Consider the following 18,446-nt stretch of genomic DNA (forward strand, 5'->3'; position numbering starts at 1 on the left):
GGTTCTACACTTTAAGACAATCTCTGCGCTCTGGCCTTATCGGCCAAGGGCAACTTTAGCCGCAACAATCAAAACCCCACAGGAGTAAACCATGACTGCAAATTACAAACGCCTCGACAAGGATCAGGCCGCCGTATTGCTGGTGGATCATCAGGCAGGACTGCTTTCACTGGTACGAGATATCGATCCCGATCGTTTCAAAAACAACGTACTGGCATTGGGTGATTTAGCGAAGTATTTCAACCTGCCGACCATCCTGACCACCAGTTTTGAAGATGGCCCCAACGGCCCGCTGGTACCGGAGCTAAAAGCTCAATTCCCTGATGCGCCCTTTATCCCTCGTCCTGGACAGATCAATGCCTGGGACAACGATGACTTCGTCAAGGCAGTGAAAGCCACCGGTCGTAAACAATTGATTATCGCCGGGGTGGTTACCGAAGTGTGCGTGGCCTTCCCGGCGCTGTCTGCTCTCAGCGAAGGTTTTGAGGTGTTTGTGGTCACCGACGCTTCCGGTACCTTTAACGAACTGACTCGTCAATCGGCCTGGAGCCGGATGGAGGCCGAAGGCGCGCAGTTGATGACCTGGTTCGGCGTTGCCTGTGAGCTGCACCGTGACTGGCGTAACGATGTGGAAGGGCTGGGGGCGCTGTTTGCCAATCATATCCCTGATTACCGTAACCTGATGACCAGTTACAGCACGCTGACCAGCGGCAAGTAATGTCATACAGGAAGCAGCCCCCGATGACTCTTTACATAATCCTTAAGCTTTCATCACGTTAGCGGTGGTATGTAAGCAAAGATCATCGGGGGTGAAAAGGTCGTGAAAAGCGACTTTCTCATGGGCCGGGGGCGGAGTAGGTTAAATCCAATCCCGGCAAATGAGGTCAATAACATGAAAAATACCGTCAAATTACTGGCACTGCCTTTTCTGGCTGGCGTGACGCTGTTCAGCGTCAGTGCGCTTTCCGCTCCGGCTCCGGCCGATAAAAATGCCCCACCGCCGCCTGAGCAAGGCTTCCGTTTGCCGCCGTTCCCTGGTGGGCATATGCCCAAACCGGGTTTCTGCCACGGGGGCGAGCTATTTTGCGCGACTTCCGCCAGTGATAATCCAACTGAAACCATCAATAAGCTAACGTCGGTGATCCCGGCCGGCAGTGCCAAACATTATGAGGTGCGTATCTCTGTGGTGGCATTACCGGATAACCCTCCGGCCCCGCCTGCGCCTTAAACGGGCCTGCTGGCACTGAGGGGAAATGCGCGTTAGTCTGGTGGCAACCCCTCAGGAGGCAGGATGAATCGGCCAGGACTCCCCCCTTATCTGCAACCCGGTGATCGGGTGCTGTTATTCGATGGTGAATGTAATCTGTGCCACGGGCTGGTGCGATTTTTGATCCGTGCCGATCGGCAAGGCAAGATCCTGCTGGCCACGGTGCAATCTGAGGAAGGGCAGGCCATTCTGCGCTGGCTGGCGTTACCTACCGATCGTTTTGACTCCATTGTTTACCTGGCACAGGGCCAGCATTGGCTGCGCTCGGCGGCGTTCTTTCAGGCACTGCGGCAGCTTGGCTGGCCATTTCGCCTGCTGGCGTTGGCTCGCTTTCTGCCGCAACGGCTGGCGGATGCGTTATACAATGCGGTGGCGCGTAACCGCTATCGGCTGTTTGGTCGCAACGACGGCACCACCTTGCCTGGGCTTGAGCTGCCGGAGCGCTATCTGCATCGTCGTGGGGAATAAACTCGCTGAGCTTTACGCTTCTTTACCCTTTAATCGATTGAAATATCAGCGTTCCGACCCCATATAATGGAACGTTCAGCCAATCGGGAGAGAGTATGGGAATCAGTGAAGAAGAGCACATCCGCCGTTTAAGTCAGGAAAAGAATACGATGGGGAATACGGCGAAATGGGTAGCGATTGTTTCTGCCATTTACTTTGCCCTGATGGTGTTTTACGGCCATCCGATCGGCGTGCTGACCATGTCCGGGCTGATTTTTATCGTATCCACCACCACCTGGCTGAAGAAACGCCAGAAGGTGAAGTCCTACCGCCGGGAACTGGCGAAAATCAACGACGAACCTCCGGTTCAGTAGCCCTGATAGTCCCTGCGCGTGATGCTGTAGACCAGGCTGGGCGTATCGCCGGGCACGTCATCGAGGGTATCAACACGACGTAAACCTGCTTTTTCCAGCACGCGGCACGAGGCCAGATTTTTTTCACGAACAATCGCGGAAATTTCTGCCAGCCGTAGCTGTTCGAAACCATATTCCAGCGCGGCTTGTGCCAGTTCCGTAGCCAATCCTCGGCCCCAAACCTGTGTGTCAAAACGATAGCCCAGATTCACCGTACGTTGGGCCCCCAGCGGCCGCCAGGAAATCCCGCCAAATCCAATAATCCACTCCGGCCGTTCATGCAGCGCAATTGCCCAGGAACCATAGCCGTGCTGCCGCCAGCTTTCGATCCGCTCCGACAACGCCTGCTGTGCCAACTGCTCATTGGCGACAGGCCCGGCGGGGTTAAAGCGTTGCGTTTCCGGATCGCCAAAAATAGCGTAAAAGCGGGCAACATCGTCGGCTACCGGCGGACGCATCAGCATGCGGGCGCTGACAAAAGGGGGAGTTGAGGGAATTTGCGGCATGGTTTCTCGTCACTTGCGGTCATTGGCAAGGGTTAACTGTAGACCAGGATGCGGGGAACAAGAAACATTAAGCCCCTCCCCGGACGGAGAGGGGGCGGCATCAGATAAACGAATCGTCGTCGCTGTAGTCGTCATCAGAGAAGTCGGTGTTATCGTCGTTTTGATAATCCGCGTTCTGGAAGCCATTGTCCTGATTGAGGAAGCGACTATCGCCACCGTTGAAGGTGTCGAGGTTGTTGGAGGCGTCGAAATTGCTCATCGCGCTGTCATCCACCGGCGTTGCCGGGGTCTCGTCGATAATGTTCACAATCTCTTGCGGTTGCGAGTGACGGAACATGCCGGTCAGCATATCGGCCAATACCACCCCGCCTGCCACGCCGGCAGCGGTCTGCAATGCCCCACCAAGGAACCCACCGGCGCGTGAAGGTGCTGCCTGTTGTGGCTGGCTGTAAGCCGGTTGCTGCTGTTGCTGAGCATAGCCCGGCTGTGTCTGATTGTTCCACGCCGCATTATTTTGCTGTTGTGCCTGATACTGCTCGCGCGGGCTTGGCGTGCTGCGGTTACCGCCGCCGAACAGCCCGGCCAGAAAACCGCCGCTGCTTGGCTGGCTGGCGTTATTTTGCTGCTGTTGGGCAAGTTGGCCCTCCAGATCTTTCACCCGCTGATCCAACTGTTTGAGCGCCGCTTCCTGAATGATCATCGCCTGCGCCATGTAATAGGGCGCGGAAGGCTGTTCACGGATGTGCTGGTTGATTTGCTGCTCTGCCTGGAGATCCCTCTGGCCCGTCTTGGTCTCGGCTTCTTTCAAGCGGCCAAACAGACCATCGATAAGACGTTGTTCTTCGGATTGCATAGGATTACCTCAAGGAGATGAATAACGTTACTGGATGATGGATATCATCGGTAGCTATCACCCTAGCGCGTTTATATGAACCAATAAATAAATGGCAGGTAAACCTGTTTATGAATTTGTTACCAGTTACGGCAGAGGGATCAGCATCACCAGCTTCAATCCGCTATTTTCCGCCGGGTTAAACGTCAGTTGCCGATAGCGCAATGCCCCCTGTTGCAAGTGGGTAAACGCACGCTCGCCTCCTTCTCGTGCCAGCACGTCCTGCTGTTTCCACCAGTGGTTAAAGGCCTCACTGTTGTGCGTCATGTTACGCACGAAAGCACGCATTTCTTCGGTGTTCTGATGGTGACTGGTTTCGGCCCGAAACTCGGCGACCACGCGTCGCGCACGGTCATCCCAGTCGCTGACCAGGGTTTTGGCCAACGGATGGAAGAACATAAAGTGCAACAGGTTGGGGGTAGCGGCCTGACCCAGCCAACCGCTGAACAGGCTTTCCGCCTGCGGGTTCCAGGCAACGACATTCCAGGTGATATCCAGCAGGTAGCAAGGCCCCGTTACCTGGTGAACGCTTTGCAACACGGCGCTGTTCGCCGTTTCCTGATGCTGCTCCTGTTCGGGATCGGCTACCCGAGCCAGGGTAAACAGGTAGTGACGTTCGGCTGCTCCCAACCGTAGCGCTTTGGCAATGCGTGCCAGCGTATGGGGGGATATGGAAACTTCGCGCCCCTGTTCGATCCAGGTATACCAGGTGGCGCTGATACCGCTGATTTGTGCCAGCTCTTCACGGCGCAGGCCGCTGGTGCGACGGCGTGGGGCGCTGGGTAAACCCAACATTTCCGGTGTGATGCGTTCCCGGTGCGCACGCAGGAAGGCCCCCAGGGCTTTAGGGCCGGATAAGGCTTCTGATTGCATAGACTGGTACCTCATGATACTAGGATAACTGCTTATATTGTACCCGTATAATAAGCCAATTATAGTCATTGAAAGCCATCCGGCACAGGCGCAAGCCATACAATAAAGGGAGCACCTATGAGCATCAGCAATAGCCATAAAAATGCGGTCGACCGCCAGTTTGGTGAGCAGGCCAGCGCCTACCTGACCAGTGCAGTGCATGCACAGGGAAAGGATCTACAGCGGCTGGCACGACTGCTGGAACCCCATGCCAACGCCAAATTACTGGATCTGGGTTGTGGCGCAGGGCATGCCAGCTTTACTGCTGCGGCTAAAGTGGCGCAGGTGGTGGCCTATGATTTATCGGCGCAGATGTTGGATGTGGTAAGCCAGGCGGCGCAGGATAAAGGTTTCAACAACATTCAGGTGCAGCAGGGCGTGGCAGAATCGCTGCCGTTTGACGATGCCAGCTTTGATGTGGTGATCAGCCGTTACTCGGCGCACCACTGGCATGACGTCGGCCAGGCGCTGCGCGAGGTTCGACGAGTATTGAAACCGGGCGGCAGGGCCATCTTTATGGATGTGGTTGCACCGGGGCATCCGCTGTTGGATATCTATCTGCAAACCGTAGAGGTACTGCGTGATACTTCACATGTGCGCAATTACGCGCCAGGTGAATGGCTGAGTCTGCTGACAGAGTCTGGATTGTTGGTTCGGGAGGTGACGTCGGATCGGCTTTATCTGGAGTTCAACAGTTGGGTGGAGCGCATGCGTACGCCAGAGCATTTCGTCACTGCGATTCGCGCGTTGCAACAGGGACTCTCTGAAGATGTGCAGCAGCATTTTGCCATCGAGCTGGACGGTTCATTCACCAGCGACATTATGATGTTTGAAGTCGTCAGAGGTTAAATAATTCAGGGCAGCCGATATACCCTTCATTTTCCCGATGGCAATCGGAAACACACGGGATATAGCGGCTGCCCTGACAGAATACTGCCAGGTAAGAAATTACTTCTTGTCTTCCAGCAGGCAGCGATAAATCAGGCCGCCGATAACACCGCCCACTAATGGCACCAGCCAGAATACCCATAGTTGTTGCAATGCCCAGGTTCCCTGGAATATTGCTACGCCGGTACTACGCGCCGGGTTAACGGAAGTATTGGTAACCGGAATACTGATCAGGTGAATCAGGGTTAACGTCAAACCAATGGCCAATGGAGCAAAGCCCGCAGGCGCACGTTTATCTGTTACACCATGAATAACGATCAGGAAGAATGCGGTCAGTACCAATTCGATTACGATTGCGGACTGCAGAGAATAGCCGCCCGGTGAGTGTTCACCGTAACCGTTGGAGGCAAAGCCGCCGCCGGTAGCGTCAAAACCTGCCTTGCCGCTGGCGATCAAATACAACACCGCCGCTGCAGCAATCCCGCCAATAACCTGAGCAATCACATAGGGGATCACGTCTTTAGCGGCGAAACGGCCGCCGGCAAACAATCCCACGGTAATCGCCGGGTTAAAGTGCCCGCCAGAAATATGGCCAACGGCATAAGCCATGGTGACCACGGTCAAACCAAAAGCGAGCGCGACACCAAGAAAACCAATACCCAGCTGTGGAAATGCTGCTGCTAATACTGCGCTACCACAACCACCGAACACCAACCAAAATGTGCCAAAAAATTCGGCAAAAAGTCGCTTTGACATAGACTCCATCCTACGGAAAATACTAACGGGCGTTAGCACTAAAAACTATAGAACACCTTTTTCAATTAATGCAGGTTTCTATCAGGATTATTCTTAATGTACCTTGAATAACGACAGATATTAAATCCCTGCTAATTAACTTTGTCTATGCGAATGCGGCTATATATGTGGCTTTGCAGTGTGTTTGCTGATTTTTTTATCGCTGTTATAAGAATTTACCCTAAGCTTAAGCGGTATAGGTATTTCTGGCGGAAAATAGCCATGGCTATTTTCGATTTCTCATATGATTTTTCCATTGGGTTTATCAGGGTTAATTGTTAATTCCTATTTGCTATATTTAATTTTCACGAAAATTCAGGGCATTAGGTCTGTCTTGTCATCAAATCGTCATGCAGGACTAATACCTTAGCAAGCTGCCAACTTCATCCCCTTAACTCTGAGCCATAACCATGAAAATAAAATCGGTTTCGCTGTTAATCAGTTCGTTGTTCCCTCTGTTTTCTTATGCCGCCACCGACGTTGAGGTGGCGCGCTACGTGGTCAGCTTCCCCGGCGGCGAGCATGTGAGCTATCAAGGCGCGTTCGCCAGGAATTTCCCACAGGGGTTGCCTGTAGGCATTGGTTCGGGCCTGGTATTCAATGGCCGTGAAGGCCAGGATCTGCTGTTGACCACCCTGACCGATCGCGGCCCCAATGCCGATGCACCTGCGGTGGGTGAACAGGAAGCGAAAATTTTCGCCAATCCGGAGTTTGTTCCGTTGTTGATGGATATTCGCGTCGGCGGCGGCAAGGCCGTTGCCGGCAATTCACGCCCGCTGCATGACCAGCAAGGGCCGATCAGCGGGTTGCCGCTGCCGGCGGGCCTGATTGGTTCAACCAACGAAGTGGCGCTGAGCGATACGCTGAAAACCTTGCAGAGCGACCGGCGCGGGCTGGATACCGAAGGTATCACTGCGGACGGCAAGGGCGGTTACTGGTTGTGTGACGAATACGGCCCGTTCCTGATCCATATCGACAGCCAGGGCAAAATCCTTGCCAAATACGGCCCAACGCCGGAACAGGGCGAGCAGGCGGTGGCCGGTGGGTTGCCGAATATCATCAAGTGGCGCCAGCCGAATCGCGGCTTTGAGGGCATTACCCGGATGCCGGACGGACGGATTTTAGCGGCGGTACAGAGCACGCTTGACGTTGAGGGTAAAAGCAAGAACAAGGCGCAGTTCACCCGCCTGGTCAGTTTTGATCCCGCCAGCGGTAAAACGGTGATGTACGGCTATCCGATCGATATCGACAGCTATAAAAAAGCCAAAGACGCCAAGGTCGGCGACATTGTGGCGGTCGATAATCAGCACATCCTGTTGGTTGAGCAGGGCAGCGACAAAGACAAGCAGATGATCAACAAGATCTACCTGGTTGATCTCAGCCAGGCAACCGACCTGACGAATTTTGACGGCAAGGGCAAGGCGTTGGAATTTGACGATGCGAAAGATCTCGCCAAACGTGGCGTGAAATTGGCCCAGAAGCGTGAAGTGGTGGATCTGCGCAAATTGGGCTGGCAGCAGGAGAAAGTGGAAGGTTTGTCGTTGATTGACGATCGCACGTTGGCGGTGATTAACGACAACGATTTTGGTCTGCAGGCCAAGCTGGTAGACGCGCAACCGGGGGGGAAGAAAATCGGCGATTATCAGTTGGATCAACAGGGCAAGCTGAGCCTGGATGGCAAAACCGTCTCGACCCGTATCGAATTGCAGCCGCTGGAAAAACCGGAGTCGCTCAGCGAACTCTGGGTCTTGACGTTGCCGCAATCGCTGAAGTAAACACCACGGCCGGGGGTGAGGCCCCCGGTCAGACTACTGACAAAGCCCGTTATTAGGGAGAGCGTGCCGAAGGGGTCATAGCGGCTTTAGCTGCCGACCAATTTGCCGGGAGCAAATTGGAACGACTTCCAGTCGGCCCGAAGGGTGGGACACATGGACGTGTCCCATAATGGCCCCTCGGTGCGCTAGGCCCGGGTATCTCGGATTCAAAGACAACTTTGCCATCAAACTCACAGGGGCATGGCCCCCTGCTTCTTTCCTTATATGATAGCGTCGCGGTTAGCCTGTGACGCTTTGCCACGCGAGATGCTTTCCCATACCGCCACGGCCACCATAATCAGCGTGGTCAGGCCGTTCACCATCAATAAATCGGTGAGATAGGCAATCGGTGCCAGCACCGCCAGCGCGATCAGCCCCAGTAAGTGCGACAGCGGGAAACGGCGATACACCAGTCTCTTGTACAGCGCATTGGCGAGCAGATAAATTGCCGGGCCCAGCAGTAGCACCGCTGCCGTCACGTTATTGATGTGGCCGTCAGGGTGGGCGATCACCAGTTCATTGGCGACGGCGCAGACGATGATCGCACCCACCAGTACCACATGGACATAATGGAAATAGGCACCCAACTGGCCAGGGTTTTCTGCCTGACTGATGGCATGGCTGCCGGCTTTGCTGCTGGTATCGAAATAAACCCACCACATCGCCAGACTGCCGAGAAAGGCCACCAGTGACGCAATCAGCACCGGCGCTGTCCAGGACTCCATTTCGCTGAGGGTGGAACCGGTGATCAGAATGGTTTCCCCCAGTGCCACAATGACAAACAGTTGGCAGCGCTCTGCCAGGTGATGGCCTTCAATCGTCCATTCGCTGCTGCTGTCGGAACGGCCAAGCACCGGTAAGCGGAAACCGAACATCGGCGAAACGTATTCACACAGGACCGCCACGGCCCACAGCAGCAGTCGAAGGTTGCCCTCCGTCAGGCCACCGAGGATCCAGAAAATCGCCGAGATGCACATCCAGCCGAGAATGCGCTGGAAGTTTTGTTTTAGCGGATGGTGGGCCGGTAACAGATTCAGGACTACCAGTGAACGGCCAACCTGGATTGCCACGTAAAATAGTGCGAACGTCAGTCCTCGTTCACCAAATGCCTGCGGCAGCGCGGATGAGGCGAACAACCCCAACAGCATGATGGCGAACAGCAGGATGCGAATCGGGCGAGTATCCGGGTTAAACCAGTTAGTGACCCAGGCCGTGTATTGCCACGCCAACCAGACGGCGAACCATAACAACAGGGTTTCCAGCGCACCGGTTAACGTCAGGTGGTGCAGCAGATAGTGGGAAAGTTGGGTAACGGCAAAAACGTAGATCAAATCGAACAATAGTTCCGAGAACGAAACCGAGGCGCCATGGCCATCGCGTACACGTAGTAAGGTTTGTGACATAGAGAGTCCTTCCAAAATGGTAACCTTCAGCAATAGCGTAGTTCAGCCACCTGCGGGTGGGAGAGAAATCTTAAAAGTGAGGTTTTTATCTTTTGATTGACCAAACGGACTTTTAATTGTCATCCGCCGGGAGTAGAGTCGCTGTGTAGACCGCTATTATTCCCTGTAAGACATATCTGCACTCACCTTCTCCTTATTTTCGTCACAATGATTGATGTTCTTTACATTGGATTACGTCCATTTTCACTGCCTGGCGGATAATTAACTCCACTGATACGACGAAATAAACAAAAACACCTGGAGTTAATCATGAAACTATTACCTGGCATCGCAGCAGTTCTGTTGGCAGCCGCTTCGTTTTCTTCCTTTGCAGCGCCGCTGTCATCGGTAAAACAGGTCAACACTGAACAAGCCAGTGGCCTGCAGAGCCTTGGCGTAGTATCGGTTTCCGGTGTCAGTGGTTCACCGGCTGATGCGGTTCACGCGCTGAAAGAAAAAGCTCAGGCAGATGGCGCCAGCCATCTGCGTATTATTGGGCTGGACACCCCGGGGGACTCCAGCAACTGGCGTGGTAATGCGGAAATCTATCGGTAATTATCAGGCAGTAAATTAAAATCGGTCACTAAAATAAGTGGCCGATAAAATAAACGGTTGTGGATAATAATCTGACCGGCAAGGCCATTATTGGCTAACCCGATGATCATTATCCACAGCCGTTTTTTTTCGGTTGTCAGTTGCATTTTATTACAACTGTGTCGGTGGTTTTAGGACACATGTTAATGAATACTTAAGGAATTGAGTTCAGATTGGTGGCTACTCAACCTAAGGAGGCCCCAATGTTAAATGCGACACGGCTGCAACTGAAGAACCACTTTTCCTATCTCCAGCAGTTTATGGCTTCGCCACGCACCATTGGCACCCTGGCGCCTTCTTCCCCCTGGCTGTGCCAGGCGATGCTCAATCAGATTGAATGGACAGGCGCATTGTCGATCGCGGAGCTGGGTGCGGCGGACGGCGTGCTGACCAAGCGCATATTGGGACGCATGCGCGCCGATGCTTCGCTGGAAGCTTTTGAAATTCAATCAAACTTTGTCCATCAATTGCGGAAAATCGACGATCGCCGCCTGCAGGTAATGGACCGGTCGGCGGAACAGATGGCTCGCGATTATGACGTGGTGTTCTCCTGCCTGCCGCTGCTGTCAATTCCGCTTAAAATCAGTATTCGTATTTTACAGCAGGCGCAGCAGTGCCTGCGTGCACGCAATGGCACGCTGGTACTGTTCCAGTACAGTCACCTGTCGGAAAAATTACTGTCCCGCTACTTCCACTGGAAACGACTGCGGGTAGTGCGTAACTTCCCGCCGGCGCTGGTGTACGTCTGTACTCCGCGTTAGCTAAAGCCTTTTCTCCATCACCACCACCTGGCCATCATATTGCTGCCGACGCTCGATAGTTTGCCAGCCCCAACCCGTATATAGCGGTTCTGATTTATCAGTGATCAGGTGCAATACGGGATGGTTGCGTTGGCGTGCCAGTTGGACGATGGCGGCCTCCAGACGCTGTGCAATGCCCTGACGGCGATGGTCAGGATGAACAAACACCCCAGCCAGCCAGGGGGAAAGGTCCATTCGGTGATGATCGTCACTCGGCCAATCTGGCTCACCCGCTAGCGGACTATCGACCGCTTTTTTAACTTAATAAAACCGTATTTATAGCGGTTTTGCACGCATCAGTGACGAAACTGCGTAATTCAGCGGATTTGACTCGCTCTTTGCCTGTTGTGATTGAAAGTGCTAATGAGAGTGATTATCATGCGCGCATATTTTGGCTAATCCGGCTCACTGATGCGCAATTCCCTCATTTTTCTGCTGCTTTCCCTGCTGTTCGGCTTTTTTGGCGTTCAGGCAAAAATGGTCACTGACATTACGGGGCGTCAGGTTGAGGTGCCGGACAATCCGCAGCGTATTGTGCTGGGCGAGAGCCGCATGTTGTATACCCTGGCGCTGCTCGAACCGGGAAACCCCGCCCAACGCATCGTTGGCTGGCCGGAAGATATGGCGCGTTTCGATGCGCAAAGCTGGCAACTCTACACGCAGAAATTTCCGCAGATCAAAGCGATCCCCTCTATCAGCAAGGGCAATTTCCGCCAGGTAAATATTGAAAACCTGATCCGCTTGAAGCCGGACTTAGTGATCCTCGCGCGCTATGCGCGGGAAGAGGGTGACAGTGATTTATTGCTGAGTGCGTTGAGCAAGGCCGGCATTGCGGTGATCTACGTCGATTTACGGATCGATCTGCTGAACAACACCGTGCCTAGCGTCCGCCTGTTGGGCGAAGTGCTTAACCGTCAGCCGCGCGCAGAGCAGTTCATCAACTTCTATCAACAGCATATGGCGGTGATCCAGCAGCGGCTGGCCGGTTATCAGGGGCCGAAACCCAAGGTGATGTTGCACCTGCACCTCGGGCGGCGCGAAACCTGCTGCACCACGGCGGCCCATGGCAACCTCGGTGACTTGCTGACCTTTGCCGGCGGCGACAATATTGCCAACGCCAGCATCAAAGGCGTCTACGGTGAGCTGAACCCGGAAACCATTCTAACTGCCAATCCTGACATCTACATCGCCACCGGCATGGCCGGGCCGCAGGGCAAGCATTTTTCCGATCTGCGCCTTGGGCCGCTGGTCACCCAGCAGGAAGCCGATGAGAGCTTTAGCCGGGTGATGCAAAAACAACCGATGCTCGCCAACCTGAAAGCCATAAAAAATCACCAGGCCTGGAGCATTTGGCACAACTTTTATCTCAGCCCTTATCACGTTGTCGCGGTTGAGATGTTCGCCAAAACCTTCTATCCGGATCTGTTTGCAGACATCAACCCGCAGCAGACCTTTAAGCAGTTATATCAACAATTTTTGCCGTTACCTTTTTCAGGGACCTATTGGAGTCAGTTAAATAATGAATAACACCCAACGTGGCTGGTGGTGTGCACTGCCTCTGGCGGCCTGCGCCTGTGTACCGGCGATCGGTGCCGATAAAACCGCAGAGAAGGGCGAAACCCTGGTGGTGGTTGGCCAGGCACAGGCCGATGGCGTACAAAGCTATCAGCCGCTGACCAGCGTGACCGGCACCCGCACGGAAACCAGCCTGCTGGACGTGCCGCAGGCTATCGACGTGGTGCCGCAGCAGGTGATTACCGATCAGGCGGTCAGCAGCCTGGATGAGGCGCTGTATAACGTCAGCGGCATCACTCAGGCGAATACGTTGGGGGGGACTCAGGACGCGGTAATGTAGCGTGGTTTTGGCGATAACCGCGACGGCTCCATTCTGCGCGACGGCGTGCGCTCGGTGCAGGCACGCAACTTTACCCCAACCACCGAACGGGTTGAGGTGCTGAAAGGCCCGGCCTCGATGTTGTACGGTATGGGTGAACCGGGCGGGATGATCAATATGATCACCAAAAAGCCGCAGTTGCAGCAGCATACCCATGTGGAAGGCTGGGGCAGCAGCTTCAAGGGCGGTGGCGGCCAGTTGGACGTTACCGGGCCGCTGGGGACTTCAGGATTCGCCTATCGGATGATTGTCGATCACGACGAGACCGACTACTGGCGTAACTTTGGCCGCAACCGCCAAACGGTGATCGCACCGTCGCTGATGTGGTTCGGCGAGAGCACCACGGTGCGCGTTGCCTACGAGCATATGGAGTATTTGGTGCCGTTCGATCGCGGTACCATCATCGATTCGCGAACCGGCAAACCGGTGAATACGCCGCGCGATCGTCGCTTCGACGAAAGCTATAACGCCACGCGTGGCGATCAGGACAGCGTTACCCTGCAGGTTGATCAGGTGCTGAACGAGAGCTGGAAAAGCTCACTGACCTACGCCTACAGTCGCAACAGCTACAGCGACAACCAGGCACGTGCGTTGGCTCTGGATCCTGAAACCGGCGTGCTGTCGCGCCAGGCCGACTCCACCGCCCATGCGGTCAGCCATGCCAACGCGGTGCAGTTGACGCTCAACGGTGACGTCGACTGGGGCAGCATCAACCACCAAATGCTGTTCGGCTTTGATTTTGAAGATAATCGCACCTATCGCGGCGATATGATCCGCGGCAAGAAGAACAGCGATTTCAATATCTACAACCCTGTTTACGGCCAGATGCCTACCTCGAACGCCGTCAGCGCCAAAGACAGCGATCAGCGTGAAAACCTCACCAGCTACGGCTGGTTTATGCAGGACTCCGTGCAACTGACCGATAAATGGCTGGTGATGGGCGGACTGCGTTACGACGCCTTTGACGTGTTTGCCGGCAAAGGGCGGCCGTTTGTCACCAATACCGACAGCTCCGATGGCAAACTGGTGCCCCGCGCCGGGGTGGTCTACAAGTTGACGCCGTATGTGTCGCTGTACAGCAGCTATACCGAGTCTTTCAAACCAAACTCTTCCATCGCCAGCCAGATTGGTTCGCTACCGCCGGAACAGGGCAAGGCCTGGGAAATGGGCAGCAAGGTTGAGTTGCCGAACGGTGTCACCGGGACCCTGGCCTTGTTCGATATCACCAAACGCAACGTGATGGTCAGCGAACTGGTGAATGGCGAAACCGTGACCCGCACCGCCGGGCGCGTGCGCTCGCAAGGGGTGGAGCTGGATGTCGCAGGCAATATTACCGACTCGCTGAGCCTGATCGGTTCTTATGCCTATACCGATGCGCGGGTGGTGGACGACCCGGACAACAAGGGCAAGGAAATGACCAACGTGGCGCGCCACACGGCTTCACTGTTCCTGACGCAGGATTTGGGTTCCCCAGGGCTATACAGCGGAGACAACCTGCGCATGGGAGCCGGTGCGCGTTATGTGGGCCGCCGCCCTGGCGATGCTGCCAACAGTTTTAATCTTGATAATTACACCGTCGCCGATGCCTTCGCCGCTTACATCATGCCGGTCAATGGCTACCGGGTGAAATGGCAGTTGAACGTGAAGAACCTGTTCGACAAAACCTATTATCCTTCCAGCGGCGGCAATTTGCGTGTGGCGGTGGGGGAACCACGTGAAGTGGTGCTGCGTGCCAGCGTCGACTTCTAATTTGGCGGGCCGGGAAGCCAGTCCGGCGGCGGGTATCTGCCGTCGGATAAATCTGGTTAAATAGCCGGCCTGTTGTTAAGGAGGATCCGATGAGCCTGAAAATTCGTTTGGCGCAACTGCAGGACATTGCTCAACTGATCGCCGTCGAACGCTCGGCTGCGCAGTTATTTCATCAACAACCGGCCTGGGCTTTTATTGCCGAAGGCCCGGTGATGGATGCGCAGCAGCATACTGATTTTATTCAGCGGCGGCAGGAATGGCTGGCGGAAAGCACCGCGGGTGAGGCGGCCGGGTTTATCGCGGTGATGGCGCAACAGCAGGATTGGCATATCGCTGAACTGTCGGTTGCCGCCAACTGGCAACGTCAGGGCATTGGACGCCGGTTGATTGCCGAGATCGCAGCACAGGCCAGGTTGCAGGGGGCGCAGCGCCTGACGCTGACCACCTTTATTGATGTGCCCTGGAATGCACCCTATTACCAACGGCTGGGGTTCCGGCCGATAGCCCCTGAGCGGCTCAGCGCATCATTAAGCTCTCGGTTGGCGCAAGAGGTGGCGGATGGCTTCGCCGTCGGCAGTCGCTGTGCCATGGAATTTACACTATCGTAAATATTGAAATACAGAGTGATGGCGGTATGATGCAGCAACCACGCCATCGCAGGATTTAGCACGCCGGGTTCTGGCGAGCAAATGCACTCAAGTCACCGTATAAGGGACAACCCGTAATGACACAAACCATTTTCATGGTAGGCGCGCGCGGAGCCGGTAAAACCACGGTGGGCAGCGCACTGGCGCTGGCGCTGGGCTATCAATTCGTCGATACCGATCTGTTTATGCAGCAGACCACGCAGATGAGCGTGGCGGAAATGGTCGAACAAGAAGGCTGGCTGGGATTTCGTCGCCGTGAAAGCATTGCTCTGCAAACGGTCACTCAACCGTCAACTGTAGTTGCCACTGGTGGTGGTGCGATCCTGGCGGAGGAGAACCGCCGCTTTATGCGTCAGAACGGCAAGGTCATCTACCTGCGTTCACCCGCCGAAGTATTGGCACAGCGGCTGGAAGAGTACCCGCAAGATACACAGCGCCCTACGCTGACCGGCCGTCCGATTGCCGAAGAAATGCTGGAGGTGCTGGCCGCGCGTGAAGCGCTGTATCAGGAGGCCGCTCACTACGTGATGGACGGCACCGGTGGCCCGCAACAGGTGGTTGAGCAGATCCTCTCCGCCCTGCAGTTGGAAACGGTAAAATAAGCTCTCTCTTGGGGCACCGTCAATTGCGCCTGACGGCTGCCTCGTTTTTCTCCCGAACATGAGTCTCGTGCTGAACAAAATACAATCCCGGTGTGGTACCAAAACGCTGACGGAAAGCGGCAATGTAGGCGCTGACATTGTCATAACCGCAGTCGCCGGCAATCTGATTGACGGCTTCACCGCGTGACAATGGCTCCAGCGAACGGAGCACCCGAGCCTGCTGGCGCCAGCGGGCGAAAGTCACGCCGGTTTCGCTGATGAAATGCCGGCTCAGGGTGCGGACGCTCAGCCCGGCCCAGGCGGCCCATTCACTCTGGCTGCGTTCGCTGGCCGGCTCATTGAGTAGCGCACGGGCGATTTTCAGCAGTCGTGCGTCCTGCGGCAGAGGCAGTTGCAACGGGGTACTTTCCTGCGCGCACATCTCATCGAGCAATACCTGTAGTAGTCGCCGTTGCGGCGCGTTCAGCCTTTGGCCTGCTAATGATGCAAGGCGTTCCACCAACGCCAAAATCAACCCGGAAGCCGTGCTCAAATGAGGTTGTTTCGGCAGATCTGCACATTGGGATCCAGGCAGATACAGGCTCCAGCCGGCGACGTTGCCACAGGCCAATGCCTGGTGCGCGCAGTTCGCTGGCAGCCAGCCGATACTGCCGGCGGTCATTGCCCATTGTTGCTCCTGAGTTTCCAGCGCAATCATGCCGTGGGTTAATAAATAGAGCTGTCCGCGGGTATGTTGATGCCAGGGCGTTAAGTGCTTTTTTTCATGCCACAGTCGTTCGCTTTGCAGGATCATCTTGATTGGCCGATTTACCGTATTGAATGTCCAGTTGCGGTTATTATGCCATCCTCTGCCTGATCTATGATCTCCTCAACGTTTAACTTTGGAGATAAAAATGAGCCTGCAAACCCCAACCGCCCTGGTGCTCGAGGCCCTGCAACGGGTCGTCGCGGCATCACAACACCAGCCGCTGCTGATTGCTGAGTTTTTCAGTGAAGATTACCTCCAGCAGGTGGACGGCAACACGCTGGATTACGCCCACTTCATGCAGCATATGGCGTTACTGAAACAACTCACCCGCAGCATGACGCTGGAGATAGTCGCCGTAGCCGGGCAGGGGGATTCGGTACTGACCCACCACCAGGTTCGGGTGGAAAAACGTGACGGAAGCCACAGCCTGGTTAAGGTATTGGCACATTTCAGCGTGCGTGACGGCAAGATCTGCGCCTGCGATGAGCTGACGCAGCTGCTGGAAGGCGAACACGGCGATCGCGATTTGGGGTCACGCGTGTCGGTATAGATACCGCTGCTATACTTAAACTTGTGGAATCACACGGGAGATCAGCATGCGCGAAAATAACCGACCTGGCTATCCGAGAACTGCCCGAGTGGTCGCCGTTGACCGGGGCGACCCAAGCTTGCATATGCACCGTTTTGAGGTGCGCACCGATGACATTGAGCCCAATACGCTACTCAGTGAGCATCCTACCGAGCAGGAAGCGCTCGATGCCAAGCATCGTTATGAAGATCCGGCGCTGGAAGATTAAATAATATCCCTCTGAAACCGGCATCAGGCCGGTTTCTTTATTCATTCCGTTTACTGCTTTAATTACCTCACTCGATAACGATAAATTAGCATGACATGCTGGTTTATACCGCCATGCTCGAATAACTGCGTGGTAATCGGCCTATTTTATCAGCGTTAGCCGTTGCATTTAATTTAGTGAAGCATCATCCGCTGCTATTAATGGGCAGAATAAAAAATAAACTGCTTGACGATAAGTTGTACGAGTTTTAGTTTCTAATTATCAAACAGGAACTTAGTTCCATATAGTGGAACAAGGCGTGCGATGACAACTCTGGAAAATGCCGCTGCGGTATTAAAGTTATTTTCACAACAGCGAATGATGCACGGCCAGGCCGGTATTTCATTCAGTGATGTGGTGAGTCAATTGGCGTTGCCAAAAAGCACGGCCTCTCGCCTGTTACAGACCATGGAAACCCAGGGCATGCTGGAGCGCGATCCTGACAGCAAGCTGTATAAAATCGGTCGTTTGCTGCTATCGGTCTCCAGCCACTATCTGTCGACGCCGTTGGTCGACAGCGTGGCGGCCAGTATGGTGCAGCTCAGCCAACAGACTAACTGTACGGGTTATGTTTCAGTGCTGGAAGCGCAGGAAATTATGGTGATGCGCATGTTCCCCGGTCGCCATTTTCTCCAGGTGGTGACGCCGGCGGGCAGCCGCTCACCGGTGGCGGAAACCTCGGTAGGCCGGGCGATACTAGCGCGCGACAGTGATGAGCAGGTGATAGCGCGTTTTGCCGCAGGCTACCGTGTGGCTTCACCCAATGCTCCGCAAACGCTGGAAGCATTGTTGACTAAGCTGGCACAGGTCCGGCAGCAGGGCTGGTCTCTGGCACGTAATGAGACGTTGCAGGGCATCAGTTCGCTGGCGACATCGGTGACCAACAAACACCGCAATGAGACGGTCGGTCTGTGCTTGTCTTTTCCTACGCAGGCGGAAGAACAGCCATTTTCACCCGCTGTGCTGGAAGCATTAATGACAGTATCCCGGCAATTGGCGGAAAAACTCGGTGATGATTATTGGCAACAGATCAAATAACGCACCGGAACACTCTGTCAGTATCTGATAATTAACGAAAACCAACACCAGGGAATTTCTTAATTATCTATCTTGGATTTATGGGCAATAAATACTTAATGGCACTCACAGTTCCAATATTCGGAACTGTGAGTGCCACCTCATGCCGAAATTAACGTTGCC

At 54.7% G+C, this 18,446-nt stretch carries 20 protein-coding genes and 2 pseudogenes; 15 read left to right on the forward strand and 7 right to left on the reverse strand.

Going from position 1 to position 18,446, the window contains the following annotated elements; genetic code table 11:
- The first annotated feature begins 91 nt into the window (after window positions 1–91).
- The 4 genes from ycaC to ACSOSI_RS04835 all read left to right on the forward strand — a co-directional run bounded on the left by ycaC (window position 92) and on the right by ACSOSI_RS04835 (window position 2,088).
- A complete protein-coding gene (gene ycaC / locus ACSOSI_RS04820) occupies window positions 92–718 on the forward strand; it encodes an isochorismate family cysteine hydrolase YcaC (RefSeq protein WP_012005442.1) in 627 nt (208 codons plus the stop codon).
- Window positions 719–892: 174 nt separating this feature from the next.
- Complete coding sequence (locus ACSOSI_RS04825; protein WP_218217490.1) at window positions 893–1,228, forward strand: hypothetical protein; 336 nt, start codon at window positions 893–895, stop codon at window positions 1,226–1,228.
- Between the two features lie 63 nt (window positions 1,229–1,291).
- On the forward strand, window positions 1,292–1,735 hold the full coding sequence (locus tag ACSOSI_RS04830; protein ID WP_261131066.1) for a thiol-disulfide oxidoreductase DCC family protein: 444 nt from the start codon (window positions 1,292–1,294) through the stop codon (window positions 1,733–1,735).
- 95 nt (window positions 1,736–1,830) lie between these two features.
- Window positions 1,831–2,088 carry a hypothetical protein gene (locus ACSOSI_RS04835; protein ID WP_012005445.1) on the forward strand — a complete coding sequence of 86 codons (258 nt, stop codon included), beginning with the start codon at window positions 1,831–1,833 and terminating at the stop codon, window positions 2,086–2,088.
- On the opposite strand, the gene ACSOSI_RS04840 is transcribed toward ACSOSI_RS04835, so the two are convergent.
- The 3 genes from ACSOSI_RS04840 to ACSOSI_RS04850 all read right to left on the reverse strand — a co-directional run bounded on the left by ACSOSI_RS04840 (window position 2,082) and on the right by ACSOSI_RS04850 (window position 4,398).
- A complete protein-coding gene (locus tag ACSOSI_RS04840) occupies window positions 2,082–2,633 on the reverse strand; it encodes a GNAT family N-acetyltransferase (RefSeq protein WP_112835778.1) in 552 nt (183 codons plus the stop codon). The genes ACSOSI_RS04835 and ACSOSI_RS04840 overlap by 7 nt on opposite strands.
- 100 nt (window positions 2,634–2,733) lie before the next feature.
- Complete coding sequence (locus ACSOSI_RS04845) at window positions 2,734–3,486, reverse strand: DUF2076 domain-containing protein (RefSeq protein WP_012005447.1); 753 nt, start codon at window positions 3,484–3,486, stop codon at window positions 2,734–2,736.
- A gap of 126 nt (window positions 3,487–3,612) precedes the next feature.
- On the reverse strand, window positions 3,613–4,398 hold the full coding sequence (locus ACSOSI_RS04850) for a helix-turn-helix transcriptional regulator (protein WP_041418477.1): 786 nt from the start codon (window positions 4,396–4,398) through the stop codon (window positions 3,613–3,615).
- Window positions 4,399–4,515: 117 nt separating this feature from the next.
- Here ACSOSI_RS04850 and ACSOSI_RS04855 point away from each other — a divergent pair, with 117 nt between their 5' ends.
- Window positions 4,516–5,286, forward strand: coding sequence for a class I SAM-dependent methyltransferase (locus tag ACSOSI_RS04855; protein WP_476706633.1), 771 nt, complete (start codon window positions 4,516–4,518; stop codon window positions 5,284–5,286).
- A 99-nt stretch (window positions 5,287–5,385) separates the two neighbouring features.
- Here ACSOSI_RS04855 and aqpZ read toward each other — a convergent pair whose 3' ends face one another.
- Window positions 5,386–6,081, reverse strand: coding sequence for an aquaporin Z (aqpZ, locus tag ACSOSI_RS04860; RefSeq protein ID WP_012005450.1), 696 nt, complete (start codon window positions 6,079–6,081; stop codon window positions 5,386–5,388).
- 449 nt (window positions 6,082–6,530) lie between these two features.
- Between aqpZ and ACSOSI_RS04865 the strand changes: the two genes are divergently transcribed.
- Entirely contained in the window at window positions 6,531–7,895 is a 1,365-nt protein-coding gene (locus ACSOSI_RS04865; RefSeq protein ID WP_476706634.1) for an esterase-like activity of phytase family protein, read from the forward strand.
- A 260-nt stretch (window positions 7,896–8,155) separates the two neighbouring features.
- On the opposite strand, the gene ACSOSI_RS04870 is transcribed toward ACSOSI_RS04865, so the two are convergent.
- Window positions 8,156–9,337: a low temperature requirement protein A gene (locus tag ACSOSI_RS04870; protein WP_261099023.1), complete on the reverse strand. Its 1,182-nt coding sequence runs from the start codon at window positions 9,335–9,337 to the stop codon at window positions 8,156–8,158.
- Between the two features lie 309 nt (window positions 9,338–9,646).
- Here ACSOSI_RS04870 and ACSOSI_RS04875 point away from each other — a divergent pair, with 309 nt between their 5' ends.
- Both ACSOSI_RS04875 and ACSOSI_RS04880 read left to right on the forward strand, forming a co-directional pair.
- Window positions 9,647–9,931: a YdgH/BhsA/McbA family protein gene (locus ACSOSI_RS04875; RefSeq protein WP_012005453.1), complete on the forward strand. Its 285-nt coding sequence runs from the start codon at window positions 9,647–9,649 to the stop codon at window positions 9,929–9,931.
- Window positions 9,932–10,173: 242 nt separating this feature from the next.
- Complete coding sequence (locus ACSOSI_RS04880) at window positions 10,174–10,731, forward strand: class I SAM-dependent methyltransferase (RefSeq protein WP_012005454.1); 558 nt, start codon at window positions 10,174–10,176, stop codon at window positions 10,729–10,731.
- Here the strand turns inward: ACSOSI_RS04880 and ACSOSI_RS04885 are convergent.
- A pseudogene (locus ACSOSI_RS04885) lies at window positions 10,732–10,992 on the reverse strand (GNAT family N-acetyltransferase); the annotation flags it as partial. It lies immediately after the preceding gene.
- A 189-nt stretch (window positions 10,993–11,181) separates the two neighbouring features.
- On the opposite strand from ACSOSI_RS04885, the gene ACSOSI_RS04890 reads away from it, so the two are divergent.
- The 4 genes and pseudogenes from ACSOSI_RS04890 (at window position 11,182) to aroL (ending at window position 15,662) form a co-directional block, all read left to right on the forward strand.
- A complete protein-coding gene (locus ACSOSI_RS04890; protein WP_476706635.1) occupies window positions 11,182–12,297 on the forward strand; it encodes an ABC transporter substrate-binding protein in 1,116 nt (371 codons plus the stop codon).
- A pseudogene (locus ACSOSI_RS04895) lies at window positions 12,290–14,413 on the forward strand (TonB-dependent siderophore receptor). The gene ACSOSI_RS04890 and the pseudogene ACSOSI_RS04895 overlap by 8 nt, the downstream one beginning before the upstream one ends.
- A gap of 89 nt (window positions 14,414–14,502) precedes the next feature.
- On the forward strand, window positions 14,503–15,021 hold the full coding sequence (locus ACSOSI_RS04900; protein WP_476706636.1) for a GNAT family N-acetyltransferase: 519 nt from the start codon (window positions 14,503–14,505) through the stop codon (window positions 15,019–15,021).
- A 116-nt stretch (window positions 15,022–15,137) separates the two neighbouring features.
- Window positions 15,138–15,662, forward strand: a complete 525-nt coding sequence (gene aroL, locus ACSOSI_RS04905; protein ID WP_218217479.1) for a shikimate kinase AroL — start codon at window positions 15,138–15,140, stop codon at window positions 15,660–15,662.
- 19 nt (window positions 15,663–15,681) lie between these two features.
- Here aroL and ACSOSI_RS04910 read toward each other — a convergent pair whose 3' ends face one another.
- Window positions 15,682–16,455 carry an AraC family transcriptional regulator gene (locus tag ACSOSI_RS04910; protein ID WP_476706637.1) on the reverse strand — a complete coding sequence of 258 codons (774 nt, stop codon included), beginning with the start codon at window positions 16,453–16,455 and terminating at the stop codon, window positions 15,682–15,684.
- A 100-nt stretch (window positions 16,456–16,555) separates the two neighbouring features.
- Between ACSOSI_RS04910 and ACSOSI_RS04915 the strand changes: the two genes are divergently transcribed.
- The 3 genes from ACSOSI_RS04915 to ACSOSI_RS04925 all read left to right on the forward strand — a co-directional run bounded on the left by ACSOSI_RS04915 (window position 16,556) and on the right by ACSOSI_RS04925 (window position 18,284).
- On the forward strand, window positions 16,556–16,960 hold the full coding sequence (locus tag ACSOSI_RS04915; RefSeq protein WP_476706638.1) for a nuclear transport factor 2 family protein: 405 nt from the start codon (window positions 16,556–16,558) through the stop codon (window positions 16,958–16,960).
- A 46-nt stretch (window positions 16,961–17,006) separates the two neighbouring features.
- Window positions 17,007–17,207 (forward strand): YaiA family protein, encoded by a 201-nt coding sequence (locus ACSOSI_RS04920; RefSeq protein WP_026142228.1) that lies wholly within the window; start codon window positions 17,007–17,009, stop codon window positions 17,205–17,207.
- Window positions 17,208–17,510: 303 nt separating this feature from the next.
- A complete protein-coding gene (locus ACSOSI_RS04925) occupies window positions 17,511–18,284 on the forward strand; it encodes an IclR family transcriptional regulator (RefSeq protein ID WP_261408410.1) in 774 nt (257 codons plus the stop codon).
- Window positions 18,285–18,446 lie beyond the last annotated feature (162 nt).

This window comes from Serratia sp. AR11 (assembly GCF_056376275.1).